This window comes from Pseudomonas petrae, assembly GCF_021728295.1.
Taxonomy (GTDB): domain Bacteria; phylum Pseudomonadota; class Gammaproteobacteria; order Pseudomonadales; family Pseudomonadaceae; genus Aquipseudomonas; species Aquipseudomonas petrae.
Genome location: NZ_JAKJXE010000003.1, coordinates 254,618 through 269,675 on the forward strand (window position 1 = coordinate 254,618; position 15,058 = coordinate 269,675).

14 protein-coding genes are annotated in these 15,058 nt (G+C 61.8%); 8 read left to right on the forward strand and 6 right to left on the reverse strand.

Annotated features, from left to right (window positions below; all coding sequences use genetic code 11):
* Nucleotides 1-61 precede the first annotated feature (61 nt).
* The 3 genes from ftsX to ftsY are packed head-to-tail and all read right to left on the reverse strand — an operon-like array spanning nucleotide 62 to nucleotide 3,299.
* On the reverse strand, nucleotides 62-1,084 hold the full coding sequence (ftsX, locus tag L4G42_RS06905) for a permease-like cell division protein FtsX (protein ID WP_237254502.1): 1,023 nt from the start codon (nucleotides 1,082-1,084) through the stop codon (nucleotides 62-64).
* A complete protein-coding gene (gene ftsE / locus L4G42_RS06910; RefSeq protein WP_037018829.1) occupies nucleotides 1,081-1,752 on the reverse strand; it encodes a cell division ATP-binding protein FtsE in 672 nt (223 codons plus the stop codon). The genes ftsX and ftsE overlap by 4 nt, the downstream gene beginning before the upstream one ends.
* Nucleotides 1,749-3,299 (reverse strand): signal recognition particle-docking protein FtsY, encoded by a 1,551-nt coding sequence (gene ftsY / locus L4G42_RS06915; RefSeq protein WP_237254501.1) that lies wholly within the window; start codon nucleotides 3,297-3,299, stop codon nucleotides 1,749-1,751. The genes ftsE and ftsY overlap by 4 nt, the downstream gene beginning before the upstream one ends.
* A gap of 250 nt (nucleotides 3,300-3,549) precedes the next feature.
* Between ftsY and L4G42_RS06920 the strand changes: the two genes are divergently transcribed.
* From L4G42_RS06920 to L4G42_RS06945, 6 genes are all read left to right on the forward strand, one after another.
* Complete coding sequence (locus L4G42_RS06920) at nucleotides 3,550-4,902, forward strand: M16 family metallopeptidase (protein WP_237254500.1); 1,353 nt, start codon at nucleotides 3,550-3,552, stop codon at nucleotides 4,900-4,902.
* Nucleotides 4,899-6,395, forward strand: a complete 1,497-nt coding sequence (locus tag L4G42_RS06925; protein WP_237254499.1) for a M16 family metallopeptidase — start codon at nucleotides 4,899-4,901, stop codon at nucleotides 6,393-6,395. The genes L4G42_RS06920 and L4G42_RS06925 overlap by 4 nt, the downstream gene beginning before the upstream one ends.
* Complete coding sequence (gene rsmD / locus L4G42_RS06930) at nucleotides 6,395-7,015, forward strand: 16S rRNA (guanine(966)-N(2))-methyltransferase RsmD (RefSeq protein ID WP_065991110.1); 621 nt, start codon at nucleotides 6,395-6,397, stop codon at nucleotides 7,013-7,015. The genes L4G42_RS06925 and rsmD overlap by 1 nt, the downstream gene beginning before the upstream one ends.
* Nucleotides 6,999-8,015, forward strand: coding sequence for a hydrolase (locus L4G42_RS06935; RefSeq protein WP_237254498.1), 1,017 nt, complete (start codon nucleotides 6,999-7,001; stop codon nucleotides 8,013-8,015). The genes rsmD and L4G42_RS06935 overlap by 17 nt, the downstream gene beginning before the upstream one ends.
* A gap of 68 nt (nucleotides 8,016-8,083) precedes the next feature.
* The gene (locus L4G42_RS06940) at nucleotides 8,084-8,812 is read left to right on the forward strand and encodes an AzlC family ABC transporter permease (protein ID WP_237254497.1); all 729 of its coding nucleotides are present in this window, start codon (nucleotides 8,084-8,086) and stop codon (nucleotides 8,810-8,812) included.
* Complete coding sequence (locus L4G42_RS06945) at nucleotides 8,809-9,132, forward strand: AzlD domain-containing protein (protein ID WP_237254496.1); 324 nt, start codon at nucleotides 8,809-8,811, stop codon at nucleotides 9,130-9,132. The genes L4G42_RS06940 and L4G42_RS06945 overlap by 4 nt, the downstream gene beginning before the upstream one ends.
* Nucleotides 9,133-9,260: 128 nt before the next feature.
* Here L4G42_RS06945 and L4G42_RS06950 read toward each other — a convergent pair whose 3' ends face one another.
* From L4G42_RS06950 to L4G42_RS06960, 3 genes are all read right to left on the reverse strand, one after another.
* Nucleotides 9,261-10,115 carry a sulfurtransferase gene (locus L4G42_RS06950; protein ID WP_237254495.1) on the reverse strand — a complete coding sequence of 285 codons (855 nt, stop codon included), beginning with the start codon at nucleotides 10,113-10,115 and terminating at the stop codon, nucleotides 9,261-9,263.
* A 63-nt stretch (nucleotides 10,116-10,178) separates the two neighbouring features.
* Nucleotides 10,179-10,865 carry a TetR/AcrR family transcriptional regulator gene (locus tag L4G42_RS06955; RefSeq protein WP_065991100.1) on the reverse strand — a complete coding sequence of 229 codons (687 nt, stop codon included), beginning with the start codon at nucleotides 10,863-10,865 and terminating at the stop codon, nucleotides 10,179-10,181.
* 72 nt (nucleotides 10,866-10,937) lie between these two features.
* Nucleotides 10,938-12,134 (reverse strand): MFS transporter, encoded by a 1,197-nt coding sequence (locus tag L4G42_RS06960; protein WP_237254494.1) that lies wholly within the window; start codon nucleotides 12,132-12,134, stop codon nucleotides 10,938-10,940.
* A gap of 161 nt (nucleotides 12,135-12,295) precedes the next feature.
* Here L4G42_RS06960 and L4G42_RS06965 point away from each other — a divergent pair, with 161 nt between their 5' ends.
* Together L4G42_RS06965 and coaD are read left to right on the forward strand one after the other, a co-directional pair.
* The gene (locus L4G42_RS06965; protein WP_237254522.1) at nucleotides 12,296-13,720 is read left to right on the forward strand and encodes a coniferyl aldehyde dehydrogenase; all 1,425 of its coding nucleotides are present in this window, start codon (nucleotides 12,296-12,298) and stop codon (nucleotides 13,718-13,720) included.
* A gap of 759 nt (nucleotides 13,721-14,479) precedes the next feature.
* Nucleotides 14,480-14,959: a pantetheine-phosphate adenylyltransferase gene (gene coaD / locus L4G42_RS06970; protein WP_065991094.1), complete on the forward strand. Its 480-nt coding sequence runs from the start codon at nucleotides 14,480-14,482 to the stop codon at nucleotides 14,957-14,959.
* Nucleotides 14,960-15,058: the final 99 nt, after the last annotated feature.

The following is a 15,058-nucleotide window of genomic DNA, read 5'->3' on the forward strand; positions in this document are numbered from 1 at the left end:
GTCAATAGATGAAACAAAATTTACTCACAACACCACACAACACCACACAACACTCACATCACTAACGAGGTGCCAACTCTCTCAGATGGCGTGCCACTGCAATCCAGGCACCGATATACCCCAACAGCACCGCTCCAAGCAAGAGCGACACGCCGTCGGACACTGGCACGCCGGCGAGGGCAAAATCACTGCCGTACAACCCGGCCAGCTTGACCACCGCATCATTCAGCCAGTCCAGTCCGAATGCCAGTACGCCCCAGGACAGAACACCGGCACCCAGCCCGTACAACGCACCCATATAAAGGAAGGGCCGACGCACGTAGCTGTCGGTGCCGCCTACCAACTTGATGACCTCGATTTCCGTGCGACGGTTCTCGATGTGCAGACGAATGGTGTTGCCGATGACCAGCAGCAGCGCCGCGACCAGCAACACCGTCAGGCCGAACACGAACCGATCGCCCAGCTTGAGGATCGCTGCCAGCCGCTCGACCCAGACCAGGTCAAGTTGGGCCTGCTGCACTTTAGGCAACTCGGCCAGACGCGTACGTAATGCTTCCAGCGCGGCTTTGTCAACCTCCAGTGGCGTGACCAGCACAACACCGGGCAGCGGGTTTTCAGGCAATTCCTTCAACGCCTCGCCCAGACCGGACTGTTTCTGGAACTCGTTCAGCGCCTCATCGCGGCTGATGTACTCGGCGTCAGCGACGCCGCCCATTTCCTTGATCTGACGGACCAGGCCTTCGCCTTCGCTCGGCGATGCATCTAGCTGCAGGTACAGGGATACCTGCGCCGCACGCTGCCAGGAACCGCCAAGGCGCTCGACATTACTGAGCAACAAGGACAACCCCATCGGTAAGCTCAAGGCAATCGCCATCACCAGACAGGTGAAAAAGCTGCCGATGGGCTGTTTACCGAGACGGCGCAGGCTGTCCAGCAGGCTTGAACGGTGGGCCTCGATCCAGGCGCTGAACAGCGCGCCGAAACTCGGGCCATCGTCGTCATCGTGTTTTTTCTTTTGCGGCGCCGGATCTGAAGCCTTGGCCGCGACGCGCTCGGACACCTTGGAGCTGCGGGTGGCACTCATACCCCAGCCTCCCCGTCGCCGATCAATCGGCCACGCTGCAACGTCAGCATGCGATGACGCATGCGCGCGATCAGTGCCAGGTCGTGGCTCGCAATCAGCACGCTGGTGCCCAGTCGGTTGATGTCTTCGAACACGCCCATGATTTCGGCCGCCAGACGCGGGTCGAGGTTACCGGTGGGTTCGTCCGCCAGCAGCAGGGCCGGGCGGTGAACGATGGCGCGGGCAATGCCGACGCGCTGTTGCTGACCGGTGGACAAGTCGCCCGGGTACAGCTCGGCTTTGTCCGACAACGCAACGCGCTCAAGGGCCGAGTCGACGCGCTTGACCACTTCGGTCTTGGACAGGCCGAGGATCTGCAGTGGCAGCGCAACGTTATTAAATACCGTGCGATCGAACAGCAGCTGGTGGTTCTGGAACACGACGCCGATCTGCCGACGCAGAAAAGGAATCTGCGCAGTGCTGATCTGACCCAGGTCCTGACCCGCCAGCAAAAGCTTGCCGGTGGTCGGACGCTCCATTGCCAGCAGCAGGCGCAGCAAGGTGCTCTTGCCTGCACCGGAGTGACCGGTCACAAACAGAAATTCGCCACGACGTACTCGAAAGCTCAGCTCATGCAAGCCGACGTGTCCGTTCGGATAGCGTTTACCGACCTGTTCGAAACGAATCATGGGCGCTCCCGCTCGGCGAATAGGGCTTGGACGAACGGCTCGGCTTCGAAGGTTCGCAGATCGTCGATACCTTCACCGACGCCGATGTAGCGAATCGGCAGGCCGAATTGCTTGGCCAGCGCAAAGATCACGCCGCCTTTTGCCGTGCCGTCGAGCTTGGTCAGCGCAAGGCCGGTCAGCTGGACGGTCTGGTTGAACTGTTTGGCCTGATTGATCGCGTTCTGGCCCGTGCCGGCGTCCAGTACCAGAAGGACCTCGTGGGGCGCGTCGGCGTCGAGCTTGCCGATCACGCGACGAACCTTTTTCAGCTCTTCCATCAAGTTGTCTTTGGTGTGCAAACGGCCCGCCGTGTCGGCGATGAGCACGTCGACGCCGCGCGCTTTTGCCGCCTGAACGGCATCGAAAATCACCGAAGCCGAATCAGCGCCAGTGTGCTGGGCGATGACCGGAATCTTGTTGCGCTCGCCCCAGACCTGCAGCTGCTCAACGGCTGCGGCGCGGAAAGTGTCGCCTGCCGCCAGCATGACCTTCTTGCCTTCCAGCTGAAGCTTTTTGGCAAGCTTGCCGATGGTGGTGGTTTTACCCGCGCCATTTACGCCCACGACCAGGATCACGAATGGCTTGTGCTGCGATGTGATGACCAGCGGAGCTTCCACTGGCTTGAGCATGTCGGTCAGTTCGTTTTGCAACGACTTGTACAACGCGTCGCTGTCGGTGAGCTGCTTGCGCGCCACCTTCTGCGTCAAGTTGCGCACGATCGCCGACGTTGCTTCCACACCGACGTCTGCGGTCAATAGCCGGGTTTCCAGCTCGTCGAGCATGTCGTCGTCGATGGCTTTCTTGCCGAGGAACAGGCTGGCCATCCCTTCGCCCAGGCTGGCGCTGGTTTTCGACAGACCCTGCTTCAGACGCGCGAAGAAGCCCGGCTGCTTGGGTTCGGTGGATCCTTCGAACGGAACAGGTGGCACATGCGTTTCGACAACAGGCACGGCAGGCGCGGCTGGAACCATCGGCGCCATCGTCAAAGGCGGCGTCAACGACGGGAGATCATTGCCGGAAACCGGATCAGGCAGCGCGACCAGGGTAGGCTCGATAGATGCCACTTCGAACGACGTTGTGTCGATGACTGCCGGTTGAGCGGGCACTTCAGCCAGGGGAGCGGCTGCGGATTCCACGTTGGACTCGGTGTGAGCCGGAATGGACGGTGTAACGTGAGGCTCGCGCTCATCGGTGAAAGCGACTGGCTCTTCAGCGACAGGCAGGTGAAGCCAAGGCGCTTCGACAGGGGCCGAAAGCGCTTCAGTCGTAGCTGTTTGTGGCAAGGGCTGCGGCGCGGGTTGCGTCGGGCGCTCGGCAGGGATGACAGGGGCGTTGTGCTGCTCAGCAACAGCCGGGGCCTGATCGGGCACGGACTCTGGCGCTGGTGCGGGGGAATTCTGAGGCGGCTCGGGAGTGACTTCCTGCGGCTTTTTGCGCAGCCATCCGAACAGGCCTTTCTTCTCGCCAGCCGGGGCTGGGGTCTTCTTGTCGTCGTTGGAACCAAACATGGAGGACGGCTATCTCACGGTAACGACGCGCCAGAGCGGCGCCTCTGAAAAATTCTGTATGCGAAACAGACTGTAATAGAGCTCGCTTGTTCAGCCAGAGCCCTTCCGTTTACACCGTTTGCGCATCGCCTTCCGGCATTGGACGAAGAGTCCTACGTCACAGCCGTAGTCGCCGAGCAAACTGGCCGCTATCCTAACACCCCCGCGCCCGCTGACGCTAAGCAGGCCGTCTCCAAGGTTCAAATCACGAATGAATGCTCTTGCCCGCTGTGCCGCAGGCCTGCTGCTCAGCACAATCTGTTTGCCCTTCGCCGCATTGGCTGCCGACCCACAACCCACCACCGAATTCACGCTGGACAACGGCCTCAAGGTCGTCGTGCGTGAAGATCACCGCGCACCGGTCGTGGTTTCGCAGGTCTGGTACAAGGTCGGCTCCAGCTACGAGACGCCTGGTCAGACGGGCCTGTCCCATGCGCTGGAACACATGATGTTCAAGGGCAGCTCGAAGGCGGGTCCCGGCGAAGCATCGCTGATCCTGCGCGATCTGGGCGCCGAAGAGAACGCCTTCACCAGCGACGACTACACCGCTTATTACCAGGTGCTGGCCCGTGATCGACTGGCGGTGGCCTTCGAACTGGAAGCCGACCGCATGGCCACTCTGCGCCTGCCACCGGAAGAGTTCGCCCGGGAAATAGAAGTCATCAAGGAAGAGCGCCGCCTGCGCACCGATGACAAGCCGAATGCCAAGGCCTATGAGCGCTTCAAGGCCATCGCCTACCCCGCCAGCGGCTACCACACGCCGACCATCGGCTGGATGGCCGACCTTGATCGTATGAAGGTCGAGGAGCTGCGCCACTGGTATGAATCCTGGTACGTACCCAACAACGCCACGCTGGTGGTGGTCGGTGACGTGAAGCCCGATGAAGTGAAAGCCTTGGCTGAGCGCTTCTTCGGTCCGGTGCCGCGCCGCGATGTACCGCCGTCGAAAAAGCCGCTGGAGCTGCCCGAGCCTGGCCTGCGCCAGATCACCGTGCATGTCGCCACGCAGATGCCGAGCCTGATGTATGGCTTCAACGTGCCGAGCCTGGCCACCGCCACGGATCCACAGTCGGTCAACGCGCTGCGCCTGATTTCGGCCCTGCTGGACGGCGGTTACAGCGCGCGCATCCCAACGCGTCTGGAGCGCGGCGAAGAGCTGGTCACCGGAGCCTCATCCGACTACGACGCCTACACCCGTGGCGACAGCCTGTTCACCATCAGCGCCACGCCCAATCAGCAGAAGAAGAAAACCCTCGCCGACGCTGAAGCCGGCATCTGGCGCCTGCTCGACGAGCTGAAAACCAAGCCACCCGCCAAGGAAGAGCTGGAACGGGTCCGGGCCCAGGTGATCGCCGGATTGGTGTATGAGCGCGATTCCATTACCAGTCAGGCCAGTACCATCGGCGAACTGGAAACAGTGGGCCTGTCCTGGAAGCTCATCGATCAGGAACTGGCAGCGCTGCAAAGCGTGACGCCGGAAGACATCCAGAAAGCTGCACGCACTTACTTCACCCGCGAGCGCCTCGCCGTTGCGCATGTTTTGCCTGAGGAGAAAACCCAATGAGCCAGCGCAACGAATCCCGCTTTGCGCGAACGCGGGCCTGCTCATTCGCACTCGCCGTGACGTTTGGTCTGTTGGGTGCGGCATCGGCGATGGCAGAGACCGCCGCCGAAGCCCCGAAAGCCATCGACAAGGCGGCCAGTACGTTGGAATCCCTGAAGGAGCTGGACAGTAAAGCGCCGGCTCGTCGCTCGCTGAACATCCAGTCGTGGAATACCGCCGAAGGCGCTCGCGTGCTCTTTGTTGAAGCCCATGAGCTGCCGATGTTCGACATGCGCCTGCTGTTCGCGGCCGGCAGCAGCCAGGATGGCGCTACCCCTGGCATCGCGCTGGTCACCAACGCGATGCTCAACGAGGGCGTCAAAGGCAAGAACGTCAGCGCTATCGCCGAAGGCTTCGAAGGGCTGGGCGCTGATTTCGGCAACGGCTCCTATCGCGACATGGCGATTGCCTCACTGCGCAGCCTGAGCGCCGCCGACAAACGCGAGCCCGCGTTGAAACTGTTTGCCGAAGTGGTAGGCAAACCGACGTTCCCGGCGGACTCGCTGGCACGGATCAAAAATCAGCTGCTGGCGAGCTTCGAATATCAAAAGCAGAACCCGGGCAAGCTTGCAGGCGATGAGCTGTTCAAGCGGTTGTACGGCGATCATCCTTACGCGCACCCGAGCATGGGCACGGCCAAAAGCATCGCGCCTCTGACTTTGGCTCAGCTGAAGGCCTTTCATGCCAAGGCCTACGCCGCTGGCAATGCGGTGATTGCGCTGGCCGGTGATCTGACGCGCGCGGAAGCCGAAGCGGTCGCGGCCCAGGTTTCAGCCGCGCTGCCCAAAGGTCCGGCGCTGGCACAAACCCTCGCACCGACCGCACCCAAGCCGAGTGAAACCCACATCGAGTTTCCGTCCAAGCAGACGCACCTGATGCTGGCTGAACTGGGCATTACCCGAGGCGATCCAGACTACGCGGCCCTGTCACTGGGCAACTCGATCGTCGGTGGCGGCGGCTTCGGCAGCCGTCTGATGACCGAGGTGCGGGAAAAACGCGGCCTGACCTACGGTGTGTCTTCAGGCTTCACGCCGATGCAGGCACAGGGTCCGTTCATGATCAGCCTGCAGACCCGGGCCGAACTGAGCGAAAACACCCTCAAGCTGGTCAAGGACATCACCCGTGACTTCCTTGCCAATGGCCCGACCCAGAAAGAACTCGACGATGCCAAGCGCGAACTGGCCGGCAGCTTTCCTCTGGCAACTGCCAGCAATGCGGCCATCGTTGGCCAACTGGGCGCGGTCGGCTTCTATAATCTGCCGCTGACCTACCTTGAAGATTTCATGACGCAGTCCCAGAGCGTCACGGTCGAGCAGATCAAGACCGTGATGAACAAACATCTGGACGCTGACAAGCTGGTGATCGTGACTGCAGGTCCGACCGTCCCGCAGAAGCCACTGCCGCCCCCTACTGACAAACCCGCCGAGCAACCGCTCGGCGTTCCGGAGCACTGATGACCTCGACTTCCAAGCCGCCGCGTATCCACAAAGGGCACAAAATCCACACGGGCCTCGGCCAACTGCGGATCATCGGCGGCGAATGGCGCAGTCGGCGTCTGAGTTTCCCTGACGCCCCCGGTCTGCGCCCGACGCCGGATCGTGTGCGTGAAACCCTGTTCAACTGGCTGGCGCCGTACATCGAGGGCGCGCGCGTCCTCGATCCGTTCGCCGGCAGTGGCGCGCTGTACCTCGAAGCCCTGTCGCGCGGCGCCAGCATGGGTCTGGCACTGGACACCAACTCGATGGCGATTTCCAGCCTGCGCGAACACCTCGGCACGCTGCGTTGCACCGTCGGCAAAACCGCGACTGGCGACGCGCTACGCCATCTGGAAACCCAGCCGGCCGAACAATTCGACGTGGTGTTCCTCGACCCGCCGTTCCACCAGGACTTGCTGATGCCTGCTTGCACGCTGCTGGAAGAGCGCAACTGGCTGGCGGACAGCGCGTGGATCTACACCGAAAGCGAAACCGCGCCGTCGACACTGGGCATGCCCGCCAACTGGCGCCTGCACCGCGAAAAGAAAGCCGGTCAGGTTCACTACGCGGTATGGGAACGCAGTGCCGTCGCGAGCTGACCTTCCCGGGTTCGTCCCGGCGTTCGGCCTGGGCAACCCGCACTTGCAGACGCTGTGGGGACCGCTCTGGCGGCCGACCACTCACCTCGAGCGCCGGCGCGAGCGCATCTGGCTGGAAGACGGCGATTTCCTCGACATGGACTGGCACGGCCCGCACGACGCCACTGTGCCGGTCGTGCTCGTGCTGCACGGTTTGACCGGTTCGTCCAACTCCCCCTATGTCGCCGGGCTGCAGCACGCCATGGAAAAACGTGGCTGGGCGAGTGTCGCCCTCAACTGGCGAGGCTGTTCAGGGGAGCCAAACCTGTTGCCCCGCAGCTATCACTCCGGCGCCAGCGAAGACCTTGCCGCCGTGATCGATCATCTGCGCAAGGCCCGACCGTTGGCGCCGCTTTACGCTGTCGGGTACTCCCTCGGCGGCAACATCTTGCTCAAGCACCTCGGCGAAACCGGACTCGACAGCCACCTGCAAGGCGCTGCGGCGGTGTCGGTGCCGTTTCGTCTGGACGAATGCGCCGACCGGATCGGGCTGGGCTTCTCCAAAGTCTATCAACGCCACTTCATGCGCGAGATGGTCGGCTATATCAAGGACAAGCAGAGACGCTTCCAGCACGAAGGCCTCAGCGATGGGCTGGCGGAACTGGCGGCACTGGGTTCACTGAAAGACATGCGCACTTTCTGGGATTTCGATGGGCGCGTGACAGCGCCGCTCAATGGATTCGTGGACGCCCATGATTACTACCGGCGCGCCTCCAGTCGGTACTTCCTCGGCGCCATCCGCACGCCAACCCTGCTGATTCAATCCCTGGACGACCCGTTCGTGTTCAAGCACAGCCTGCCTGAAGCCTCTGAGCTGTCGTCCAGCACCGAGTTCGACCTGCAGAAAAAAGGCGGGCATGTGGGTTTTGTCGGCGGCACCGTCAGAACGCCGACGTATTACCTGGAGCAACGGATTCCGGCGTGGCTGACGGACGTCCATGGCGCGCAGATAAACCGCTAACGCGTGCACGATCGTTCAAGACACGTATGTGCCATCCGCTTACCATCCGGGGCATAAGGAGAAAAACCATGTCCCGTGATCAATTCTTTGTCCGCGGCCTTCGCGACAGCGTGCCGATGCTGGTCGGCATTGCACCATTCGGCATTATCTTCGGCACCCTGGCCGGCGTGGGCGGGTTGACGTTGTGGCAGGCCGTCGGCATGTCGATGTTCGTTTACGCAGGATCGGCGCAGTTCATCGTCATCAGCCTGATGGGCGCCGGGGCCGGCGCGGTGGTGATTCTGTTGACGACGTTCATCGTCAATCTGCGCCATGTGCTGTACAGCGCCACCTTGCAGCCGCAGGTTCAGGGTCTGCCACAGCGCTGGCGATTGCTGCTGGCGTTCTGGCTGACGGACGAAACCTTTGCCATCGTCCAGCGCCACTATTTGGTCCACGGCCGGACGCCGCTGGCGCATTGGTACTGGCTGGGCGTGGCGAGCTCGCTGTATGCCTGCTGGGTGAGCAGCTCACTGGTAGGCGTGCTGTTTGGTCAGGCGTTTCCCGACATGGCCAGCTGGGGCCTGGAGTTCGCGATGCTGGCAACCTTCATCGGCATCGTCGTGCCCCTGCTGCGCAACCAGCCGCAGATCGCCGCCGCGTTGGTCGCTGGCGCGGTTGCCCTGCTGACCTGGTCGTGGCCCTACAAGCTGGGGCTCATGGCCGCAGCCTTCAGTGGCATCGCGGCGGGGGTGTTTCTGGAAAGACGGCAGCCAGAAAGGCAGGACGACGTGACCCCGAACGAGGTGCGCCCATGACGTACTGGTGGCTGATTCTGGGCATGGCCGCGATCACTTTTTTGATGCGCTACAGCCTGTTCGCCTGGCCGAACCTGCGTTTCCCGCCGCTGGTGCGTCAAGGCCTGCATTACGTACCCACCGCCGTGCTGACCGCCATCGTCGTGCCCGGCATGTTGCTGCCCGACGGCGCGCACTGGCAGCTGTCGCTGGGCAACGCCTACTTGTTGGCCGGGATCGTGTCGATTGGCATTGCGGCCATCAGCCGCAATCTTCTGGCGACCATCGGCGGCGGATTGCTGGTGTTCTTCTTGCTGCGCTGGGCGATGGGCCAGATGTGATTTAGCAGACAAAACGGCCTGTAGGAGCGCGCTTGCCCGCGAAAGAGTCGTTCAACAACATCACTGTCACCTGACACAGCGCAATCGCGGGCAAGCGCGCTCCTACACCGATGCGCAGGGCTGCGACCTTAGTCCCCCGTCGCAACGCCCCGCTGCGGATCATTGATCCACTCGCTCCAAGACCCCGCGTATAGCGCCCCCAACGGATACCCGGCGAGGGCCAAGGCAAACAGGTTGTGACAGGCCGTCACGCCGGAACCGCAATAGGCGACGAGCTCATGGGCAGGACGACCTTGTAACGCCTCGGCGAAGCGCTGCTTCAGTTGCTCTGCCGGGAGAAAGCGGCCATCCGGCCCGAGGTTGTCAGTGAATGCCGCGCACTGCGCGCCGGGAATGTGCCCCGCAATAGGGTCGATGGGCTCGACCTCACCCCGGAACCGCGCAGGTGCACGCGCGTCGATCAGCGTCATGGCGGGATCGCCGATGCGGGCCAGCAGTTGCTCGGCCGTCAGCACCATCGATTCATCCGGCACGCCGTCGAACGAACCCTCAAGTTGGTGCGGTGGATCAAGACTCAGCGGCAGACCCGCCGCATGCCAGGCCTTAAGCCCACCATCCAGCACATACACACCGTCGCGCTTGCCCAGCCACGCCAGCAACCACCAGGCTCGGGCGGCATAAGCACCCGGCCCATCGTCGTACAGCACGATATCGCTCTGATTATTCACACCCCAGAACCGCAAGCGCTCGATCAGCGTCTGCGGATTCGGCAGCGGGTGGCGACCAGTGACACCTTTGGTGATGGCCCCACTGAGATCATTGAGCAAGTCAGCGTAGGAAGCGCCTTCGATATGGCCCTCTGCGTAGCTGCGCTGGCCGTAGTCCAAGTCGTCCAGCGACGAACGACAATCCAGTATCACAAGCCCGGGCTGGGTCAGGCGTTCTGACAATTGTTGCGGGCTGATCAATTGCGCGATGGACATGACAGGCTCCTGCAGGCAGTAAAAAATGGCGATATGACAATCGATTGAGACAACCGGGCCGATTCAGCCAGCGTCTTCCAGTGCCTTGGCCAATGGCACATAAAACTCCGCACACAGCGCATTCACCGCTTCCCGCGCCTGGGGCGTGACGTAGGCCAGTTCCAGCATCAGCACCTGATAGACCCCGCGACGAATCGCGTCCTCATTCAGATGGGCGGCGTTTTCCCGCGTGGTGCACAGAAAGCGTACCCATGACGTGAGGATGATCCACGCGTTGAGCGTCAGCGATTCGATCTGGACCTTGTCCATGCTCAGAATCTGCGCGTCGACAAAGCCGCTGTAAATGGACATCGCCTTGATCAGGCAGTGTTGGGAAAAGCGTCGGTAACGCACCGCCAGCTCAGGGTCGGTTTCAAGCAGGTGCTCGAGGTCGCGGTGCAGAAAACGGTAGCGCCACATGCCGTCGAGAATCGCCATCAAGTAATGGCGCTTGTCTTCAACACCTGGCAGACGGCCCTTGGGCGGGTGCAGAAAGCTGTCGACCAGCGTTTCGTATTCGGTGAACAACTCAGCGATGATCGCCTGCTTGTTAGGGAAGTGGTAGTACAGATTGCCGGGCGACATTTCCATGTGCGCAGCGATGTGATTGGTGCTGACGCTGCGCTCGCCCTGCTGGTTGAACAGCTCCAGGCTGCTGTGCACGATGCGTTCACGGGTGTTGATGCGTACGGTTTTGATGCGCGGCGCCATGTTCAACTCGAACGTCGAAACGTAACAGGGATGTGCCGGATCTTAACGCAAGCGTCGGGCCCGTTGCAGACTTCATCGCTCCACGGCAGTCGCCACCCTGAGCCTAACCACCGCTGCCACGCCCACGCCGAGCACGGCTGCCGCCAGCGCGTTGATCAAAATGACCCCGCGCAGCCCGATCGGCGCCGTCAGCACCCCGACCAACAGACCGGCAAGCGGCTGCGACAGATTGTTCAGCAGCGTGATGACGCCTACGGTCTTGCCGAAGTCGCGCGCCGGGATGACCCGCTGACGAATGCTGCGCATGTACACGTTGAACATCTTGTCGAAGCCGACGATCAGCAGAAAGCCGACAAGGTAGACCTCGGATGACGCACTCGTGGCGGTAGTGAATGCCCCCAGCAGCAAGGCGATGTATGACATCGAACCGAGCAGTTTCAGCGGCAGGCTGATCCGCGCAAGGACGAAGAGAATCGCGATGGTCAACAACGCGCCCGCCGCCTGCAGACCGGCGTAGAAATCTTTAGTCTCGCCAAACGAGCCGATCACCATGGCGGCCGAGCTGGCCAGCGTGACACCGACGATCAGGTTGACGCCGACCGCCAGCAAAATGATCTTCTTCAGTTCGGCCAACCGGAGGATGTGTCCAAAGGCGATTTTCAGTGGCTGCGTCCAGTTGCCTGCGTGCTGATCGAAGCGCTCCAGCGTGACATCGCTGTTGCGTCGCCAGACGCGTATGGCGAGATCCGCCGCAACGAAAACCAGCGCTGCACCGATGACAACGCCCCACCAGGGACAGATCTCCAGCGCCAGCGCCGCCAGCAAAGGCCCGAGCACCAGGCCGGTCTGGTCGGCGATTTGAGAGTAGGACAGCGTCTTGCCGTAGCGGTAATCAGGGAAAATATGCGGCATCACCACTTCCCGGGCCATGATCCCCTGGGTGGTCAGGACGCCGCAGATCGCCGACAGCCCGATCAGCCAGCCGATGCCGCCAAACAGGCCGTACAGCCCCATCGCGACCAGACAGATCAAGGCGCGGTAGATCTGGCTGATGTGCAGCAGCCGGATGGGCGAGTATTTGTCGCAAAGCGCGCCGCACATCGGGAATGCAAGGAAGCGCGGCAACGTCTCGACGAAGAACGCCAGCCCCGCCAGGGACGCGCTGTTGGTGGTCTGGAAAACAATCAGCGGCACCAGAAACAGGAGAACCTGATCGGCGAGGCGCGAGAGGAACAGGGAAATGAAAAACGCCAGATAGTCCGTGCGCATTGAGACTCCGTGTCAGGTATTTCGGGACGGCAGTGCAGCGTTTGCCCGGACAGTCTGGCGTGCGCCTGTGATTAAGCGCAAGGGCCGTTGACTTCGTAGAGCAATGACTCTAAAAGCACTGCATAACGTCAATAAGGACCGCTGCGATGCCCGTCGAATCCATGCTTCTGCCATATGCAGACGATGCTCCTTCTCCGCGCAGCAGTCAGGAGCAGGTATTCGACGCGCAGCGTCGCGCGTTCGCCGCCAATCCGATGCCGACTCTGCAAGAGCGTCAGCAATGGCTCGACCGCTTGCACACGCTGCTCAGCACCGAGCGTCAGGCGATCATCGACGCGATCAGCGCTGATTTCAGCCACCGCAGCGCCGACGAAACGTTGCTCGCCGAGCTGATGCCCTGCCTGCACAACATCCGGCACGCCCAGCGTCATTTGAAGAAATGGATGCGGCCTTCGCGCCGAAGCGTCGGCATGGCGTTCCAGCCCGCCAGCGCCAAAGTCGTTTACCAGCCATTGGGCGTGATTGGCGTGGTAGTGCCTTGGAATTACCCGCTGTATCTGGCCATCGGCCCGCTGGTGGGCGGATTGGCGGCGGGTAACCGCGTGATGCTCAAGCTCAGCGAATCCACGCCCGCCACCGGCGCGTTGCTAAAAAGCCTGCTGGCGCGGGTGTTTGCGGAGGACCACGTCGGGGTTGTATTGGGCGAGGCGGAGGTTGGTGCGGCCTTCTCCGGGCTGCCGTTTGATCATTTATTGTTCACGGGTGCCACCAGCGTCGGGCGGCATGTCATGCGCGCGGCGGCGGAAAACCTCACGCCCGTGACGCTGGAGTTGGGCGGCAAATCCCCCGCCATTGTGTCCCGCGACGTGCCGCTCAAGGACGCCGCCGAACGCATCGCTTTCGGCAAAACCCTCAACGCCGGACAAACCTGCGTGGCGCCCGACTACGTGCTGGTGCCCAGGGACCGCGTCGACGAATTCGTCGAATCCTACAAAGAAGCAGTCACACGCTTCTATCCGACGCTGGCCGACAACCCGGACTACACCGCGATCATCAATCCGCGGCATGTCGCTCGGCTGAACGCTTACCTCGCCGACGCGCAAGCCAAGGGTGCCCGGGTGATTCAGCTGTTCGCCGAGGGGCAGGACCGCAGAATGCCGTTCAGCCTGATCCTCGATGTCAGCGACGACATGCTGATCATGCAGGACGAGATCTTCGGACCGCTGCTGCCGATCGTGCCCTATGACCAGATCGAGCAAGCGTTCGCCTACATCAATCAGCGTCCCAGGCCACTGGCGCTGTACTACTTCGGCTACGACCGGCATGAACAGAACCGCGTGCTGGAGCAGACACATTCGGGCGGCGTCTGCCTGAATGACACCCTGCTGCATGTCGCCCAGGACGACTTGCCTTTCGGCGGCATCGGCGCGTCGGGCATGGGCCATTACCACGGGCACGAGGGGTTTCTGACGTTCAGCCATGCCAAAGGCGTGCTGATCAAGCAACGGTTCAACGCCGCACGCCTGATTTACCCGCCGTATGGAACGGCGATCCAGAAACTGATTCAGCGACTGTTCGTGCGCTGACACGTTTGCGAGTTCTGACTGACACAACGCGCCCGGCCAGCGGGACTGGCTGTGGAGCATTGTGGGACCGGCTTTAGCCGGGAAGGCATTTGGCGTCACACCACAAAATGTGTGGCGCTCAGACTGGCCTCTTCCCGGCTGAAGCCGGTCCCACTATTTGAACGCGGTCATCCTGTAGGAACCGGCTTTAGCCGGGAATGCGTTTCGCGCTACACCGCAGAATTGAGGGTGCCCACACCGGCCTCTTCCCGGCTGAAGCCGGTCCCACTATTTGAACGCGGTCATCCTGTAGGACCGGCTTTAGCCGGGAAGGCGTTTCGCGCTACACCGCAGAATTGAGGGTGCCCACACCGGCCTCTTCCCGGCTGAAGCCGGTCCCACTATTTGAACGCGGTCATCCTGTAGGACCGGCTTTAGCCGGGAAGGCATTTGGCGTCACACCACAAAATATGTGGCGCTCAGACTGGCCTCTTCCCGGCTGAAGCCGGTCCCACTATTTGAACGCGCTCATCCTGTAGGACCGGCTTTAGCCGGGAATGCGTTTCGCGCTACACCGCAGAATTGAGGGTGCCCACACCGGCCTCTTCCCGGCTGAAGCCGGTCCCACTATTTGAACGCGGTCATCCTGTAGGACCGGCTTTAGCCGGGAATGCGTTTCGCGCTACACCGCAAAGCTCCCCTACACTCTGCGGCGACTTGGCCGGTCCATTGCGCTGCGTTACCATCCAGTCCCCAACGAACTCCGACCAGGACGACGCGATGAACCGAGTGTTGTACCCCGGCACCTTCGACCCTATTACCAAGGGTCACGGCGATCTGGTCGAGCGCGCCTCGCGCCTGTTCGATCAAGTGGTCATCGCTGTTGCCGCCAGCCCCAAGAAAAACCCCCTGTTCCCGCTGGAGCAACGCGTCGCGCTTGCCCGCGAAGCGACCAAACACCTGCACAACGTGGAAGTCGTAGGATTCTCGACGCTGCTGGCGCACTTCGCCCAGGAACAGAACGCGAACATCCTGCTGCGCGGCCTGCGCGCGGTGTCGGATTTCGAGTACGAATTTCAGCTCGCCAACATGAACAAGCAACTGGCCCCGGATATCGAAAGTCTTTTTCTTACGCCGTCCGAACGCTATTCGTTCATTTCATCTACGCTGGTCAGGGAAATCGCAGCGTTAGGCGGTGATATCACCAAATTCGTACACCCCGCCGTGGCCCAGGCGCTGAGTGAACGCTTCAAAGCCTGAGCCCTTGCGTCGAGGTGAGGTGCATACCGAGCGCTAATGCGGCACAATTCGCCGCATTCGTTTTGATATGCCCCGGTGTCGACCGTGGCAGGAGTATCC

Coding starts and splice junctions, on each gene's coding strand:
- L4G42_RS06925 (WP_237254499.1), top strand. CDS start 4,899: ATGAGCCAGCGCAACGAATCCCGCTTTGCGCGAACGCGGGCCTGCTCA.
- rsmD (WP_065991110.1), top strand. CDS start 6,395: ATGACCTCGACTTCCAAGCCGCCGCGTATCCACAAAGGGCACAAAATC.
- L4G42_RS06945 (WP_237254496.1), top strand. CDS start 8,809: ATGACGTACTGGTGGCTGATTCTGGGCATGGCCGCGATCACTTTTTTG.
- L4G42_RS06940 (WP_237254497.1), top strand. CDS start 8,084: ATGTCCCGTGATCAATTCTTTGTCCGCGGCCTTCGCGACAGCGTGCCG.
- L4G42_RS06950 (WP_237254495.1), bottom strand. CDS start 10,115: ATGTCCATCGCGCAATTGATCAGCCCGCAACAATTGTCAGAACGCCTG.
- ftsX (WP_237254502.1), bottom strand. CDS start 1,084: ATGAGTGCCACCCGCAGCTCCAAGGTGTCCGAGCGCGTCGCGGCCAAG.
- coaD (WP_065991094.1), top strand. CDS start 14,480: ATGAACCGAGTGTTGTACCCCGGCACCTTCGACCCTATTACCAAGGGT.
- L4G42_RS06920 (WP_237254500.1), top strand. CDS start 3,550: ATGAATGCTCTTGCCCGCTGTGCCGCAGGCCTGCTGCTCAGCACAATC.
- ftsY (WP_237254501.1), bottom strand. CDS start 3,299: ATGTTTGGTTCCAACGACGACAAGAAGACCCCAGCCCCGGCTGGCGAG.
- L4G42_RS06955 (WP_065991100.1), bottom strand. CDS start 10,865: ATGGCGCCGCGCATCAAAACCGTACGCATCAACACCCGTGAACGCATC.
- ftsE (WP_037018829.1), bottom strand. CDS start 1,752: ATGATTCGTTTCGAACAGGTCGGTAAACGCTATCCGAACGGACACGTC.
- L4G42_RS06965 (WP_237254522.1), top strand. CDS start 12,296: ATGCTTCTGCCATATGCAGACGATGCTCCTTCTCCGCGCAGCAGTCAG.
- L4G42_RS06960 (WP_237254494.1), bottom strand. CDS start 12,134: ATGCGCACGGACTATCTGGCGTTTTTCATTTCCCTGTTCCTCTCGCGC.